The sequence below is a fragment of the Halomonas sp. KHS3 genome (assembly GCF_000830495.1).
Classification (GTDB): Bacteria; Pseudomonadota; Gammaproteobacteria; order Pseudomonadales; family Halomonadaceae; genus Vreelandella; species Vreelandella titanicae.
In genome coordinates this window covers 209,378-224,073 of sequence record NZ_JWHY01000005.1, presented here as the reverse complement: position 1 = coordinate 224,073, position 14,696 = coordinate 209,378, and the positions used below count along the sequence as shown (strand labels likewise).

16 protein-coding genes and 2 pseudogenes are annotated in these 14,696 nt (G+C 50.5%); 17 read left to right on the top strand and 1 reads right to left on the bottom strand.

Features of this window, described 5'->3' with window-relative positions; genetic code table 11:
• Positions 1-45 precede the first annotated feature (45 nt).
• The gene (locus tag RO22_RS14245) at positions 46-468 is read left to right on the top strand and encodes a VOC family protein (protein WP_041158575.1); all 423 of its coding nucleotides are present in this window, start codon (positions 46-48) and stop codon (positions 466-468) included.
• A gap of 145 nt (positions 469-613) precedes the next feature.
• Here the strand turns inward: RO22_RS14245 and RO22_RS24185 are convergent.
• Positions 614-790, bottom strand: a pseudogene (locus RO22_RS24185) (transposase); the annotation flags it as partial.
• Positions 791-1,221: 431 nt separating this feature from the next.
• Between RO22_RS24185 and RO22_RS14240 the strand changes: the two are divergent.
• The 16 genes and pseudogenes from RO22_RS14240 (at position 1,222) to RO22_RS14165 (ending at position 14,677) form a co-directional block, all read left to right on the top strand.
• Positions 1,222-3,054, top strand: coding sequence for a LodA/GoxA family CTQ-dependent oxidase (locus tag RO22_RS14240; protein ID WP_041158574.1), 1,833 nt, complete (start codon positions 1,222-1,224; stop codon positions 3,052-3,054).
• Positions 3,054-4,136 carry an NAD(P)/FAD-dependent oxidoreductase gene (locus RO22_RS14235; RefSeq protein ID WP_041158573.1) on the top strand — a complete coding sequence of 361 codons (1,083 nt, stop codon included), beginning with the start codon at positions 3,054-3,056 and terminating at the stop codon, positions 4,134-4,136. The genes RO22_RS14240 and RO22_RS14235 overlap by 1 nt, the downstream gene beginning before the upstream one ends.
• 3 nt (positions 4,137-4,139) lie before the next feature.
• Positions 4,140-4,532 (top strand): annotated as a pseudogene (locus RO22_RS14230) (VOC family protein); the annotation flags it as partial.
• 427 nt (positions 4,533-4,959) lie between these two features.
• Positions 4,960-5,838 (top strand): class I SAM-dependent methyltransferase, encoded by an 879-nt coding sequence (locus RO22_RS14225; protein ID WP_041158572.1) that lies wholly within the window; start codon positions 4,960-4,962, stop codon positions 5,836-5,838.
• A 128-nt stretch (positions 5,839-5,966) separates the two neighbouring features.
• Entirely contained in the window at positions 5,967-7,028 is a 1,062-nt protein-coding gene (locus RO22_RS14220) for a MerR family transcriptional regulator (protein WP_161793656.1), read from the top strand.
• Positions 7,029-7,972: 944 nt separating this feature from the next.
• On the top strand, positions 7,973-8,437 hold the full coding sequence (locus RO22_RS14210) for an NUDIX hydrolase (RefSeq protein ID WP_039859133.1): 465 nt from the start codon (positions 7,973-7,975) through the stop codon (positions 8,435-8,437).
• 39 nt (positions 8,438-8,476) lie between these two features.
• Positions 8,477-8,902: an N-acetyltransferase gene (locus tag RO22_RS14205; RefSeq protein WP_041158571.1), complete on the top strand. Its 426-nt coding sequence runs from the start codon at positions 8,477-8,479 to the stop codon at positions 8,900-8,902.
• 61 nt (positions 8,903-8,963) lie between these two features.
• Positions 8,964-9,398, top strand: a complete 435-nt coding sequence (locus tag RO22_RS24175; protein WP_084625343.1) for a GFA family protein — start codon at positions 8,964-8,966, stop codon at positions 9,396-9,398.
• Positions 9,399-9,663: 265 nt separating this feature from the next.
• Positions 9,664-10,086: a hypothetical protein gene (locus RO22_RS14200; RefSeq protein ID WP_009287042.1), complete on the top strand. Its 423-nt coding sequence runs from the start codon at positions 9,664-9,666 to the stop codon at positions 10,084-10,086.
• Positions 10,087-10,357: 271 nt separating this feature from the next.
• Positions 10,358-10,843, top strand: coding sequence for a DUF1456 family protein (locus RO22_RS14195; protein ID WP_039859130.1), 486 nt, complete (start codon positions 10,358-10,360; stop codon positions 10,841-10,843).
• A 131-nt stretch (positions 10,844-10,974) separates the two neighbouring features.
• Complete coding sequence (locus tag RO22_RS14190) at positions 10,975-11,418, top strand: hypothetical protein (protein WP_041158570.1); 444 nt, start codon at positions 10,975-10,977, stop codon at positions 11,416-11,418.
• A gap of 64 nt (positions 11,419-11,482) precedes the next feature.
• A complete protein-coding gene (locus RO22_RS14185) occupies positions 11,483-12,043 on the top strand; it encodes a hypothetical protein (RefSeq protein ID WP_022523101.1) in 561 nt (186 codons plus the stop codon).
• A gap of 476 nt (positions 12,044-12,519) precedes the next feature.
• On the top strand, positions 12,520-12,939 hold the full coding sequence (locus tag RO22_RS14180) for a MarR family winged helix-turn-helix transcriptional regulator (RefSeq protein WP_022523102.1): 420 nt from the start codon (positions 12,520-12,522) through the stop codon (positions 12,937-12,939).
• 404 nt (positions 12,940-13,343) lie between these two features.
• The gene (locus tag RO22_RS25350) at positions 13,344-13,550 is read left to right on the top strand and encodes a hypothetical protein (RefSeq protein ID WP_200890258.1); all 207 of its coding nucleotides are present in this window, start codon (positions 13,344-13,346) and stop codon (positions 13,548-13,550) included.
• A 71-nt stretch (positions 13,551-13,621) separates the two neighbouring features.
• Positions 13,622-13,999, top strand: coding sequence for a DUF4440 domain-containing protein (locus RO22_RS25345; protein ID WP_039859127.1), 378 nt, complete (start codon positions 13,622-13,624; stop codon positions 13,997-13,999).
• A 51-nt stretch (positions 14,000-14,050) separates the two neighbouring features.
• Positions 14,051-14,677 (top strand): LysE family translocator, encoded by a 627-nt coding sequence (locus tag RO22_RS14165; RefSeq protein WP_009287036.1) that lies wholly within the window; start codon positions 14,051-14,053, stop codon positions 14,675-14,677.
• Positions 14,678-14,696: the final 19 nt, after the last annotated feature.

Here is a 14,696-nt window from a genome sequence, read left to right as displayed (position 1 = left end):
GAGCCAGAAAGTCTCTTTTTTAAAACTAGAAATTTTGGATTGACAATGAAAATAGATGTCGGCTTTACGCACATTGCGTTATCAGCAAGTAACTTAGATCAGAGTATTGATTTTTATCAGCGCTACGCCCACATGTCTGTCATTCATGAGCGAACAGATAAGGAAATTGACAAGCGAGTCGTTTGGTTGTCAGATAAATCACGCCCATTTGTATTAGTGTTAGTACAAAGCAGTAATCCGGTTCCTATATTAGGGCCTTTTGCCCACCTGGGTGTTGGTTGTAAAAGCAAGAGTGAAGTAGATGATTTATGTGACCAAGCTAGGCGCGAAGGAATATTGTCCCGGGAGGTGACTGATAGCGGCTATCCGGTAGGCTATTGGGCATTCATAAATGATCCTGATGGACATGTTTTAGAAATTTCGTATGGACAGGAAATCGGCTTAACGGTTGAAAGATCGGAAACTTAGGGAACAGCAATACCGCCTCTGTTGCCGAGTGCTCTGTTGAGCTTCTTTCAAAACTGTCGTGTGAGCTGTTTAAAGCCAATCAGTAAGCAGCCCGCCCAGCAAAGTGAACGCATGGCGGAGATCAGTACGCCGCTCTTATCGTGTTGCAAGTGACGCCGGAACCCCATCCCATTTCTTGAGGTAACACTTCCCACGGGATGCCTGACTTAAGAACAAACAGGATGCCGGTCAAGGCGGCACGGTTGGAAACACATGGCCCACCACCATCATGCTTGGGTGAATCCAGTGGCAAGAGCGGCTCAACAATTCCCCAAAGTTCATCAGGACATTTTTCTTAGCCATAATAGCTAAGCTAGGCACGTAGGTGAGCTATTTCAAGGGTTTTGCAAGGAGCTCTTATAAATCCAGGCTGGATAGCTGCCTTCATGTGTTTAGAGATCAGCTATAAGTTTACACCGACTGATTTTGCAAATCGTAGGGGATAATGGTTTGGGTTGTGTTTAATAAACGCTTAAGCGGGGGAGGCCAGTTACCTTGTAAAAGGTAGCAGCACAATTTGAATAGATGAGACCCAAATTAAATTTCACCTTTTGCAGTGAATAAGTGGCTGTCTTGTTCTATCTTGGTAAGCAGCAGTGTACCGCTGATCCAGCTTTACTATTTCTTCAGTTACAGTTCAGAGATTCATGAGCCTATGCGGCGCCAGAACACCTTCGCTTCATGGTGTCGTCCCATACAAAAAGGGAGTGACAGATGTCTGAGATCGCTTACGCCAAAATTCACCCGGCCATTGGTATCGCCAGGGTGGGCAATTCCAAGCAAACTGACGGTTTTTACATCGGCCCCCAGGTCACCGAGCCCCTGCCCAGGGAACCGGGGGCCTATCGGGACGCCACTGGTGCCTTGAAACGCGAGGTGGCCGAGTTCCGCATCTACGCTTACGACGGCAACGGTAGGGTAGTGCGGGAACTGACCATGGATCCTACCACCGAGATTACCTGGACAGTGGAGGTAGCTAACCATAAAGCGGCTTGGTACAACTTCGAGCTCGCGTTGGATATCCCCGAAGCTGAGACGGCAGCGCCTTCCACGCGTCGTAACGCCGAGGTGGCTCTGCGGGATAGGCACAATCTGTCCATTACCCCAGGAGCGCGTAGCATCAATACCTGTTCCGGCGTGGCTCAGTTTCAGGGCGGCACGTTCATGGGAATAGAGGTGCCACTGGGGGAGTTACGCACCGACACTGTTGGTCGCCTGCAGGTATTCGGTGGCCATGGGCGCTCCGCTTCCTATCAGGAAAAGCCACCCACTACCTTCGCCAATAATGACGGCTGGTATGATGACACCAGTGACGGCCCCGTGACGGCCACAGTATTGGTGGATGGCCGTCCGATTACCGTGACGCCAGCCTGGGTGGTGGTGGCTCCGCCCAATTACGGCCCACAGCAGAAAGCGGTGCGTACCATGTACGCGCTGATGACGGATGTGGCTATCCAGGCTGGTCAGTTACCGGCACCCACCAGACCTTCCTTTACCGACGACATACTGCCCATCCTCAAAGCCATGTGCGATCTACAATGGATGAATGCGGGCTTTGCCGCTGGCTTCGGCTATGGCATGCCCCAGTACTTCCTGGAGCACCGCTACCTGTCGCAACTGGCCGAGCCGGGTGAAACCTACGCCGAACTTAGGCGCGCCGTGGCCAATAGCTTCCGCAATCCCCAGGACGGCGATATCTCCATGAAGCCTTGGCCCTGGATCTATGGCGATGCCATGAATGTTCCCATGCCAAATGTGCCCGACGCTATGAACACCCTGACCACCACCCAGCTGGCACTTCTGGACAAGTGGGCAGAAGGGGATTTTGAAGCGGACTACGATCCACATCGGCAATCACCTGAGAGTATCGACAAGGTTCCGTTGGAGCAGCAGCCCGCTATGCTGGACAGAGCAGCGATGGAGTTCTGCATCGCCGACGCTTTCCATCCGGGGTGTGAGATGACCTGGCCGGTACGCCATAGCACCATGTATATGGAACCCTACCGCTGGCGCCACCGCAGCCCCGAAGATCCGGAGCCGGACTATGGCACAACGCTGACGCCAGCCATGGCGAAGTCCTATAACGGCCCCCTATACGGCCAATACCCCGGCTCTATCACCCGTTGGATGGCCATTCCCTGGCAAACCGACACCGCCAGTTGCCGCTCCGGCTACGACACCGAATACGATCCCTATCTGCCCACCTTCTGGCCCGCTCGGGTACCCAATCAGGTGCTGAGTAAAGAGAACTATGACACGGTGATGAACGACTCGCTGCCGAGGGAAGAGCGTCTAGCTGCCTACCATCATCGCGCCGACTGGGACCGCACCCTGGGCCCTGACCACAAGCAACAGTTGGCGAGAATGGTGACTGATTTCGATCAGATGGGGATCGTGGAGGTGCGGCCAGGACTCGGTGGGGATCCCGACTTCCCACCGCAGATGCAGGTCGAAGATAGAGGCGGCCGTGACATGACGACCGAGGAGCGGCACGACACAGACAAAGGCATGCGGAAGCTGTTGATCGAACAACGACGCGGCCGCTAATGGCCGACTATCGCCCCTTCGACGTAGTGATTGTCGGTGCCGGACCTGCTGGGCTGGCGCTCGGCACTCTGCTGCGGCCGGAGCAGCGGGTGCTGGTGCTGGAACGCCGGGCTTCCCTGGCTAGGACGCCCCCCATTGGTGAGTCCCTGCCGGGAGCGGCAGCTGTGCTGCTTCAGCGCCTTAATTTGATGGCGGCTTTTCGGGACGCGGGACACCGGGAGCGGGGCGCTGCAGTATCGGTGTGGGACGATGATAAGCCGGTCTGGCGGGATGCCATCCAGGATCCGGCCGGACCTGGGTGGTATCTAGATCGGCGGGAATTTGAGCAGATGCTGCGTCTTCGAGCCCAGGATGTCGGGGTGACGCTGGGGGAGGGCTGCAAGCAAGTGGATATCCGCCACCGTCAGGGCCAGTGGTACTTGGACACGACACTGGGATCGTTTAGGGCGCCTGTGATGATTGACGCCACGGGCCGTAGTGGGTATCTGGGGCGTCAATTGGGATTACGGCGCGATGCTGATGATCCTTTGCTGTGCCTCTACAGTTTCCTGGACCAAGCGGCCGAGAGCCAGGACGCTACTATGCGCATTCAGGCGGATGCCCGTGGCTGGTGGTATACGGTGCCCCTGCCTCAAGGGCAACGGGTGTTGGCCTACCATATGGACGTCGATGATCCGCTATGCCGTCAGTTGTTGCGTCACCCCGATGCCTTTCTGGCCCGAGCCAGGGAGCATGCCCTATTGGCAGAGGTACTGGAGAGGGTGGCCCCCGCCCGTGTACGCGGTCGACCGGCGGGTACTTCCCTGTTGGAAGTAGGGCAGTTGCCGAAGGCGGGGCCGGGATTTCTGGCTATCGGCGATGCCCTGCTGGCCTTCGACCCATTGGCTTCACAAGGGCTCTTTCATTCCCTGGCTTCGGCAACCAGTGCAGCCAAGGCCATCGAATCTGGCTTGCACCAGTCACTCGGTGCCTACCAGCAGGAGATGCAAGCAGTCAGCCAGCGTTATCTCTGGCATCTCAAGGCCAGCTACCAGGGGCCAAGGCGTTTCAGTCAGAAGGCCTTCTGGCAACGGAGGCAGTGAATTGAAGGCCATGGCGAGTGATATGGCAAACCGCATAAATGGGTGCACTTTGGTGACGACGAACATTACCTGGCGCTAAGCGATCACGGTGAAGGAGTGAATCGCGATTTGAAAGGCCACAGCGTTGGCTTGGCCTACTTTGCTTATGTGACCGATAACCTTGATGCCGTTGTGGCCAGGTTGAATAACGCGGGTTATGCCATTGCGAAACCAGGAGCTGTAGAGCCGTTTCGCAAAAATGTCTATTTTGTCGATCCGGCCGGTTTTGAAGTGGAGTTTGTCGAGTACCTGAACGATATACCGGCCGAGCGGAATTTAAACCGCGATGCTCAGCAACCCGTAACGCAGGGAGAAACGCAGCAACAAGCAGTGCAACAACGGAAGGGGGAGGTGTGATGAACTATGGGTAGGTTTGGATATCCCAGGCAACTACGATCCTGAAATGCGTAACAGACTAGGAGCGCAATCTGGGCTTATCGCTCATTCAGTAGACGGTGTTTTAGATGACACAGACTTGTTCGCTGCGCGTTATTTAGGCCAGCGCGTGATGCAAGTCAGCAAGAAGTTTGCGGCATGAGGTCTATTCAATTGGGTGCTCGAGAGCCCCCTTCCATTTACTTCGTGACGTCAATCCACAGTAAAGAGGATCCATTATTGCTCATATGCCACCGCTCTGGTGGGTAGATTAGCGTTTTGATACAAAATTCTGGATCTGCCTTAGTAGGTTAAAAAAAGCACTAAATTAATTCGTTCTGAGATATTGACCTTCACGCAACGTGAGGCCTTAGAGTCCCTGCATTGTTAAAAAACGATGGAGCTAACAATGCAGGATCCGAAGACGATTCAGACCTCAAAGGCCAATCCCAACGACTCTGCCCATCGCGTTGCGATTGCCCGTGCGGTGCATCAGTTGTTGGACGAGCCAAGAGTATTAGATGATCCTTTGAGCTTGTCCCTGCTCGGTTCAGAGCTTGGTAAAGCAGTGAGTGCTGACCCATTTGCTTATAACGACTCTAGCGCCCGTTCCATGCGCGCAGGCATTGTCGCCCGTAGCCTGCTTTCAGAAGATACACTAAATGCAGCTGTAGCAAGGGGCGTGTCTCAGGTAGTGAGTCTTGGTGCTGGTTTGGATACCTACGCCTTGCGTTATGGTGCAAGCATGCCTCATGTGAATCTGTATGAGGTGGACCAGCCAGCAATGCTGAAGCTCAAACAAGATCGGGTGGCGCAGGCCGGATTGACGATACCCGCCAAAATGCAGTTTGTAGCAGTTGACCTGACGCGGCCAAGCGGGCTTGAAGTGCTGTCAGGGGCAGGTCTCGATTGTACTCAGCCCGTTGCTATTAGTTGGATGGGCGTTAGCCCTTACCTGACGCCGGAGCAGGTATGTAATGTGTTGGAATCGGTGGCTGGCTTGCCTCCAGGGTCGATTATTGTCTTCGACTATCGTGTGGCTACCAATTTGCTCAACCCCATCGAACAATCGATAGTCGCTGTTTCTGAGCGGATATTCGCTGCCATGGGGGAACCTTGGCTCTCGCAGTTCCATCCTGCAACGTTGGTGGAGGGGTTGCAAGGAATGGGCTTTGTCCAGGTGGACAATAACGATACCACCAGCCTGAACCAGCGATATTTTCACCGGCGTAAGGACGGGTTGCAGATTGCCGGCGGTGGATTTAATTATATTGTTGCTTTGCGATAAATCGTGGTGCGCGTCTGGGGGAAGCGCTGAGTAAAATGGCTCAGTTGCTGTGATAAACGTACACCGAGTCAAATCAATGCAATCAATAAGAGCTGATGGAGAAAGTAGAAGGAGGGAAGGCATCGCTCATGAGGCAAAATAAAAGCGACGATATCCTTAAGCCTATGCAAGCGGGTGAACTAGCTCGGCGCGCTGGTATCACCGTGCGTACTCTGCATCATTACGATGCTTTGGGGCTCCTCAAACCTTCGGGTCGTACCGAGGCTGGCTATCGCCTCTACCATGCTCAGGATATTGCTTGCCTACAGCGTATCCAACTGCTTAAGAACCTGGGGTTCACCTTGGCAGAGGTCGCCTCACTTCTGCAAGACGATGCCCGTCATTCTATCAAAACGCTTGTGGACGACAACATCACAGCCCTAAACGCCCAAATCGATAGCGCTACGCGCTTGAGGGATCACTTGCAGCAGCTGCGGAATACATTCGCTGGAGAAGCAGAACCCAGTACTGAGGCATTTCTCAATACTCTGGAATTACTGGAGGCTTATAGTCGCTACTTCTCCAGGGATGAACTTCAAGATCTGCGTTTTTACACACGTCAGCGTGCCACGCGGGCTCAGTGGCAACTGCTGCTGGATGAATTAAATACTCTCCAGGCCGAAGGCGTAAAGCCGACCGCTCCTTCAGCCCAAAATTTAGCGGTGCGCTGGATGGAGCAACTAGAGCAGGATACTACTGGTAACCCTGAGCTACTCCGTAAGCTGAGCCTGATGGCCGAGCGAGAGCAGGCTCTACGGGACTATCTGTCCATTGAAAGGGAGCAGTTGAACTTCATCCAGCAGGCTTTCCTGGAGCACAAGCTAGCGATCTTCCGCCGCCACCTGAGTCCGTCAGTCTATGCCTACTTGGCTGAGCGTTATGGCGATTATATGAAACATTGGCCGCCTCTCCTCAGGCGTATTAACCAAATGCTGGAACAAGGTATTAGCCCCGAAAGCGAAATTGGTCGAGAGGTGGCTCAGGATTGGTTGGCCATCTTTCAAGGCTATGCTGGTCAGGACCCAAAGGCGCAAGCAGAAATACGCAAGGTGCAGATGAACGAGCCAGAACTTCGCCGCGGTACTTGGCTTCGAGATGCCCAACTCGATTTTCTTCAGCGCGCACTGGCGGCGCTGCGGCAATATCACTGAGCTGCCATCAGGGCATTTGTAATGCCTTGTGACAAGCGGAGACTTGTATTAGATTCAAGCGCTTGGCGTCTAGTTGACCTGCTCCTCGCTTTCTATTCCAAAGTGATCTCAGTAACGTTCATCACTACAGAGGAAAATAAGTTTGAGAGTCGATTCACAGAAGGAAAGATTATCTGCAATCTGAAGCTCCCCGAAGAAGAGAGCGCCCAGGTCAAGAGGCTGTTGGCCGAATAAAATTTAAACCGCCATGTTCAGTAACAAGCATAGCAGCCTCCATAGGGGGCGCTGGCCAGCGATGGAGTTATTTTTTTTAGTGAAATTAAGTATAATTTATATTAGCTGTTAAGTTCTGGAGTTTTAATGAGAGTTGAAACTAAAAAAGGGATATCGGAAAGCGAGAGACATTACGTAACCCAATGGAAGGAGAGGGGGCCGGAAGAGGGGCACGGTGAAGAGTGGACACCTGTTTCCTGGCATAGCAGCGCTTACTAGGAAGAGAATAAATCTATTGGGCACATTGGCTTTGATCGTTTTGCAGTCTTAATCGATGCCGTACGTACCTCGTTTAGTGATTGGTGGTGTTTGTTTACTTCCTACAGCAAGGTGAGAAAGTGCTTTCTACCTTTGAGTTCATGCATTGTGGCGACTTAACCACAGATGAAGGGTGCTACAAAGTGAACCCTAGTGATAGGGAGCTAGGCTCTGACTGAAAACTGGCTGTGCTCGACCATACGGCGTTAAAAATCGGCTCGTGCGCGAGTCCGATCCGTCTTTTCGCCGATTTTGGCCTTGTCTGGCCTTCGCTCGCCGACTTTTCAGACAAAGCCTAAAGTAATATTGTATTGCTACTGCGAAGATTGGTCAGTGTATCGGCTGGCCTTTTACACATCTCTGCAGTTGCGAAAGCCGACGTTAATATTTATAGGAGCAGCGGAGCATTAGAAATGGAGACAAGAAAATCATCCAGGTTAATAATCGTTGATGAAGAAGGACGTTTACTGCTGTTTTTATATCAAGATGAACATCAGTCTCCGTTTTGGGCCACCGTGGGAGGTGAGCTAAAACCGGGAGAGAGCTATGCTGAGGCTGCGAAACGTGAGCTATATGAGGAAACAGGTTTAGCACAAGACGTTGGAGAAATGTTAAGGGAGCGTGATGATGTTTACGCCGTTGCTAGATCGGTGCCAGCGCGGTGGCTTGAACAGTACTTTTTAGTTGAGTGGCCTGCAAACAGAGAGGTGTTTGCGGCAAAGTGGACAGATGAGGAGAAGAGCACTATTCAGCAGTGGAAATGGTGGAGCCTTGACGAATTACTCGATAAAGATCCCTCACTCTTCAAGCCTGGGTGGATTCCTGATTTACTTGGCTCTGTACTGCACCGGCAACATTTATCACATGGCTCTCCGTGATGCCATTGGTGCAGTTGATTATCAGAAAGGAATATGCAGATGATTCGCAAATACCGAGAGTCAGATATTGATCAAGTGCTGGATATCTGGCTTTCAGCCTCAATTAAAGCACACGCTTTTATTGGATCAGATTTTTGGCGTTCAAAAGTTGGTGAAATGCGTGATGTATATCTCCCTGCATCGGAGACTTTTGTATTTGAATCTGAGGGACAATTAGCTGGATTTTACAGTCTATACGAAAATACGTTGGCCGCCGCTTTTGTGTCTCCAAACTTACAGGGGAGAGGTGTGGGGTCTGCGCTTATTAACGATGCCAAGAGCAGAAGGGAGTGCTTGCAATTGACGGTCTACAGTGAAAATTTACCAAGTATCAATTTTTATAAGAAGCATGGATTTATTGTATTAGATGAGAAAATTGATGAATTAACGGGTCATCCTGAGTTAGTCATGGAGTGCTGCTGTTAACAGCGATTCGCGGTCAGCGGTCGTCTAGGGCCGCTTGCTGCTTAAACCAAAGGAATATTCAATGAAAGGTGAATGTCTGTGTGGGGAGATTAAGTTCGAAATCGAAGGGGAACTGCCGAACTTCTATCAATGTCACTGCTCTCTGTGTCGCAAAGCGACAGGGTCTGCGTCAAATACGGCCACTTTTGTAAAAGCGGATAGCTTCCGTTGGCTTTCCGGCCAATCCAAAATCAGTACCTTTCAGAAGCCAACCGGCTATCGGAATGATTTTTGTTCGGTCTGCGGTAGTCTGGTACCCAACCAACTGAGAGACACGGAGTTGGTATGGGTTCCCGCTGGTTTGCTGAATGATGAGACTGCGTCGCAAATATCTATTCATCTTCACCTTTCTTCATCGGCTTCTTGGGCGTCAGAATCAGATGGTTGTGTTCGTTTGGATGGTGGCCCTGATAGTTTGGAGTCACTTAACCAGGCATTGCAGAAGCCAAGTCGTTGAATGCAGGTCGAATCTTTGCCATTGGTAGCTGAAATGTCCTCCAATGCCTCTAAGGAGTGGTCTGATGGCGCGAGCCGCTAGGACGACCACTCAAGCAAAACATACCAACACCCCAGCACAAAAACCGTAAAATGATCGCCCGTAGAGCCATCCCCAAAGGGTATAATGCCACCGGTGACGGTGGGGTGGCTTCGTTACATACGTTGATTTTCAGCAGGTTTGTTTACTTGTTACTATATTTTAAATAGAGAAAAGGCAGTCGTTCATGATTAACACCAAAATATACAAGGCGGTTTACGAACTCGCTGAAAAGCTCATGAAGGCTGCCGATAAAGAGGATAGAGAGGCTTTTGATGCGCTCTATGCGCAGTTGGAAGCTATTTGCACCGAGAATGAGAGCACCGATAAAGATCATCCAGAGCAGTGGGAAACCTTGGCTGACTTCACGGAAGAGCTGGATGAGGCGCTGGCAGTCTACGAAAAAGCCTTTGAAAAGGCCGTCGCCGTTAACTCAAAAGATCACATGTCATCCATTGCGTTCTCCATGGCGAAGTTGCAGGTTGAACTGGGCCAAACCGATGCGGCTATCAGTAATCTTAAAAATGCCCAAGTCACTGCCAATAAAATTGAAGATGGCGAGCTTAAAGACGAAATTGACGAGCTGCTTGGGAAACTGACCACAGGTTAGGGTTTGTACGAAAAGTCGGCGAGCGAAGGCTAGACAAGGCAAAAATCAACGAAAAAAGGATCGGATTCGCGTGCGAATTTACAGGTTGTAAATGAGCATTTTGATCGGACTCGCGCACGAGGTGATTTTTAACGCCGTATTGGCGAGCGAAGGCAGTTTTCGTACAAAGCCTAGTTTATTTAAGCTGCTGATTTTAATCATATATCACGATAAACGTAGATGCACATAAAGCCTGATTGTGCTGGGTTTGCCTAAGACTAGGGACACTATTTTGACCAATAACGATATTTTTCGCCGTATACGTTACACCTTTGATTTAAAAGACAGCACCATCGTGGATATCTTCGCCTTGGCAGAGGTCAGCGTGGCTCAAGAGCAGGTAACGGCCTGGCTGAAAAAGGATGACGACGACGCCTTTGTCACCATGAAGAACAAAGAGCTAGCGGCGTTTTTGAACGGCTTCATTAGCTTTAAGCGTGGTAAGCGCGAAGGGCCACAGCCCGTGCCAGAATCGCAGTTGAACAACAATATGGTGTTCCAGAAGCTGCGCATTGCGCTGAATTTAAAGGCTGAAGATATTTTGGCTGCTTTTGAACTGGCTGGCTTCAACCTAAGTAACCATGAATTAAGTGCGTTTTTCCGCAAGCCCAGCCATAAGAATTATCGAGAGTGCAAAGATCAGGTGCTGCGAAATTTCTTACTCGGCATCCAGCTTCAGTTGCGACCAAACCAGGAGGCTCCAAGCTCTGAGTCCTGAGCTTAATCGCCTGAATTCATATAATAGCTGCAGCACTTTGTATCATACGGTATAGGCCAGCTGCTGCTTCGATGTGACGTTTTAACAGCTGTCGAATCGAGCGGTCATTGGCGGTCTAACAGGAGAGTGTAATGTCTATAGATCCAATGGCGGTATGGGCGAATATGACATTGAAAATCTGGCCTGAACGCTACTGGATGTTCGATCTTAGCGATACATCCGCTCAAGATGTGGCTAACGTGTTCGTGGCAAGCGATGCTCGGTACAGCTGTTTAATTCGCGATCAGGCAGGTGTGTCAGCGATTGTCGACGAGGCAGCCGTTGAACGCTTAAAAACTGAGGTCTCTATAAGAGATAGCTTCGGCCCGTTTCAAGTTATATCAACGGATGGCGAGCTTCCCTTCGATGTGATTGGTTTTCTCGGCCCTGTTCTGCGAGTGTTAAATGAACACGGCATTAAAGCTGGCCCGCAGTGTGGTGCCGTATTCGATCACTTGTTTATTTACGAGCGGGATATCGAGCGAGCGAATGCTCTTTTAGAGGATTTCATTAGCCAAGCTAGGGCGTGTCAATAAGTTGCTTTATATGTCGCTCAACGGGGCGTTTGATGGCTATTGGCTTGGCCGAAGGCATGAAACAGTGATCAGGCTACCCGATTTCGCTACCCACTATTATTTGCGAGAGACAGGCCCGTTTCGGAGTCTCTCAGAGCTACCTGCTGGCTCGGAAGATCCTGTATTTCAAGATATCCTAACTCGTCATCAGCGTGATCCCGGTTACCGGCGGCGCTACGGTAGGAATTACATAGGAGTCCGACGTGAGGTGGAGGCTCGGCTGCGTGAGCTCTTCGTTGCGCGTGGAGGTAAACCGCGCCGCGATCATCCCTTCTATCTAGTGCTTGGAGAATCCCCTTGGTTTCGTGACCTGAACGCAAACCAAGGTGAGCTTAGAATCCCTCTCTCTGAGCTCGATCCCGAAGTAACGTCTTTAACTTACCCGGATAGCTTTATTGCGCTAACCCGAGACGACAAGCCTTACTACAATCAAGTGTTTCTGCTTAATGAGGTGAGTAGGCTCGTTACACGCTTCGGAATCCCTGCCAATGATCACGAGATTCCTTACGAGCGCTATTGGGAAACAGATTTTGAGCTCTATATCGAGGTGCAGCTTTGGGACACTCCACCCAACTTCAAAGCCTAGAAAACAATTAATTCAATTTTTTGGGAATGAAGGCAGCAAAATTGCGCTATATAAGCATCGGTGAAGGTAGGCTTTAGCGTTAGGCTTTGTACGAAAACTGCCTGTGCTCGGCCATGCTGCGTTAAAAAACGGCTCAAAATGCTCATTTACACTCCGTAAACTCCGCTTTTTCGCCGTTTTTTGCCTTGCCTGACCTTCGCTCGCCGACTTTTCGTACAAAGTCTAGTGCCTTTCTCGAAATGGGAAGCAGTGGTGCCTTCGTGTCGCATTTTATCCTGAAGATGAAGGACGGATTCTAATTCTCTTTGTCATGAATTAGGAGAGTCAGCCTCGTGCATACATGCATGAGAGCAGCTAACCTGGCATTTCACTCGGTCATCAATGACCGCTAACGACCATTTGCTTGCAATATGTTTGACTGCGCAATCATTTGAGTATATATTTGTGGGATCAACCATCGCGCAAGAGTAATGACTATGTCGGAAAATATAGAGGCAGGATTGGTGTTAAGTGTCATCAACCTGCAAAGTAAAATCCAAAAACGGATTGGCAGTGCGCTTTCTGCGCATGGTATTGGCCTGTCCGATTATCTGGTTCTCAATCAGCTATACACCGCACCCAATCAAAAAGTACGCCGTAGCGATCTTGCTGAACAGGTTGGGTTGAGCCCATCAGGGGTTACTCGCCTTTTAAATCCTATGGAGAAAATAGGGCTGGTTAAGAAGCAGGAAAACCCTCGTGATGCCAGAGTCAGCCTGGTGGCACTTACCACTGCTGGGACAAAAATTTATGAAGATGCGCAAGTTTCGTTTAAACATGCTTCTGCCGCATTGCTTGAACCACTTGATAAGAAAGAGTTAGATGAGTTTTATAAACTGTTAAAGGCAGTGTTGTAGTTTTGCTTGCCCACTGGGCATTGACTCTTGATAGACCAGCCAGCAGATTTCAAGGGTTTGCACCGAACGAAAGCGGCGGAGGCACTTACCATGGCCAGAAATATTGAGATCAAAGCACGTATCGACAACATCGAAGCGCTCGAGTCCAGGGTGGCTAAGATCGCGGACAATGGGCCTACTGAGATAGTGCAAGACGATACCTTCTTCCATTGTGAGGCTGGTCGGCTGAAGCTTCGGGTGTTTTCAGAAAAGCACGGCGAACTCATTTTTTACCTGCGCGCCAATCAGGCAGGCCCGAAAGAATCGTTTTACGTTCGCTCGCAAACCGATGAGCCTGAGGCGTTGCGAGAGACGCTTTCGCTGGCTTATGGTGAAGAGTTGGCCGTGTTCGAAAACATCGCACGCTGTATCTTGTTGACAGGACTCGTGTACATCTCGATAGAGTGGAGGGCCTTGGGCACTTTCTTGAACTTGAAGTGGTACTTTCCTCCAGTGAGTCATCACAGCCCGGTGTGGAAGTCGCGCACCACTTATTGGATCGGCTCGGTATCGAGTCATCCCAGCTCATTGAAGGCGCTTATGTCGACTTGCTCGAGGAAAAGGGGAGCTAACCATCCATTCTACAGGCTCTAACCAAGGAGCCGCGGGAGGTTGTCGAGTTCAGATGTTAGGGTAATCGGCTATGGAAATCGAAGCGGATCTGATAGAAAAGGAGAGAGCCTTGCTTAGCTTCGAGGTGCGCAGGTCACCGGCGAAGCTGCGGTCTCTGCTATCCTCGGATTTCCTGGAGATCGGCACATCAGGCGATTTTTTCGGGTTAGATAGTGTCCTTGATTGTTTGCCGCAGGAGTCCGCATGGTCGGCCATATCTCAGGACTTTGAGCACCGGAGATTGAGCTCTGATCTTATTCAGCTCTTTTATAGGGTTGCTATCAGTCGTCAAAATGGCTTAGGTACAAGCTATTCTCGGCGAACGTCAATATGGCGGAAAGAGGGAAGTGACTGGAAAATGGTTTACAACCAAGGTACGGCTATTTCTCCTTTTGAGGTTCAGTCTTAGATCGTTGATTCTGCGGGCGTTACACACTTTAATTTTGAAAAGTGAGGGGATATGGGAACGGAAATTTGGCTTCTGTATGTCAGCACCGTATTCATTTTGATGAGTACACCGGGCCCTAGCCAGCTTTTGATGCTTTCCAATAGCGTTAGCAATGGCTTCCAACGGTCGCTATTTACCGCTGCTGGCGATTTGTCAGCCAATTTTTTACAAATGATTGTCGCCTCGATAGGTTTGGTGAGCATTGTTCAGCAATCCAGTGATTTTTTTATCGTTGTGAAGTGGGCGGGGGTGGCATATTTATCGTACTTAGGCCTAAGGTTGATCTTCTCAAAGAGTGGGGGCCATGTAGGTGTGGCGAATCAGGGGCGGTCGAAACAAAGCTTGTTTTGGCAAGGTTTTATCACTTCAGCCGCAAACCCTAAAGCCGTTATTTTTTTCGCTGCTCTTTTTCCACAGTTCATTAACCCATCTGAGCCCCTTCTGCATCAGTTTGCGATACTGAGTGCCACGTATCTCATCATGGATGCGGTTTTCTTGTTTTCCTACGGTAAATCAGCTGAATGGGTTAGTACGAAACTAAAGTCATCAGCGCGCCAGTACTTAGGTAAGGTATCTGGATCGTTTTTGATTGGCGCAGCGGTGCTTCTAGGGCTGAAGGAAGTTGATGCTAACTTATAAAACGCCTCGCCAGCGATAG

Excerpts from the sequence above, each read along its gene's own strand:
- RO22_RS14245 (WP_041158575.1), top strand. The coding sequence starts at position 46 with ATGAAAATAGATGTCGGCTTTACGCACATTGCGTTATCAGCAAGTAAC.
- RO22_RS14240 (WP_041158574.1), top strand. The coding sequence starts at position 1,222 with ATGTCTGAGATCGCTTACGCCAAAATTCACCCGGCCATTGGTATCGCC.
- RO22_RS14235 (WP_041158573.1), top strand. The coding sequence starts at position 3,054 with ATGGCCGACTATCGCCCCTTCGACGTAGTGATTGTCGGTGCCGGACCT.
- RO22_RS14225 (WP_041158572.1), top strand. The coding sequence starts at position 4,960 with ATGCAGGATCCGAAGACGATTCAGACCTCAAAGGCCAATCCCAACGAC.
- RO22_RS14220 (WP_161793656.1), top strand. The coding sequence starts at position 5,967 with ATGAGGCAAAATAAAAGCGACGATATCCTTAAGCCTATGCAAGCGGGT.
- RO22_RS14210 (WP_039859133.1), top strand. The coding sequence starts at position 7,973 with ATGGAGACAAGAAAATCATCCAGGTTAATAATCGTTGATGAAGAAGGA.
- RO22_RS14205 (WP_041158571.1), top strand. The coding sequence starts at position 8,477 with ATGATTCGCAAATACCGAGAGTCAGATATTGATCAAGTGCTGGATATC.
- RO22_RS24175 (WP_084625343.1), top strand. The coding sequence starts at position 8,964 with ATGAAAGGTGAATGTCTGTGTGGGGAGATTAAGTTCGAAATCGAAGGG.
- RO22_RS14200 (WP_009287042.1), top strand. The coding sequence starts at position 9,664 with ATGATTAACACCAAAATATACAAGGCGGTTTACGAACTCGCTGAAAAG.
- RO22_RS14190 (WP_041158570.1), top strand. The coding sequence starts at position 10,975 with ATGTCTATAGATCCAATGGCGGTATGGGCGAATATGACATTGAAAATC.
- RO22_RS14180 (WP_022523102.1), top strand. The coding sequence starts at position 12,520 with ATGTCGGAAAATATAGAGGCAGGATTGGTGTTAAGTGTCATCAACCTG.
- RO22_RS25345 (WP_039859127.1), top strand. The coding sequence starts at position 13,622 with ATGGAAATCGAAGCGGATCTGATAGAAAAGGAGAGAGCCTTGCTTAGC.
- RO22_RS14165 (WP_009287036.1), top strand. The coding sequence starts at position 14,051 with ATGGGAACGGAAATTTGGCTTCTGTATGTCAGCACCGTATTCATTTTG.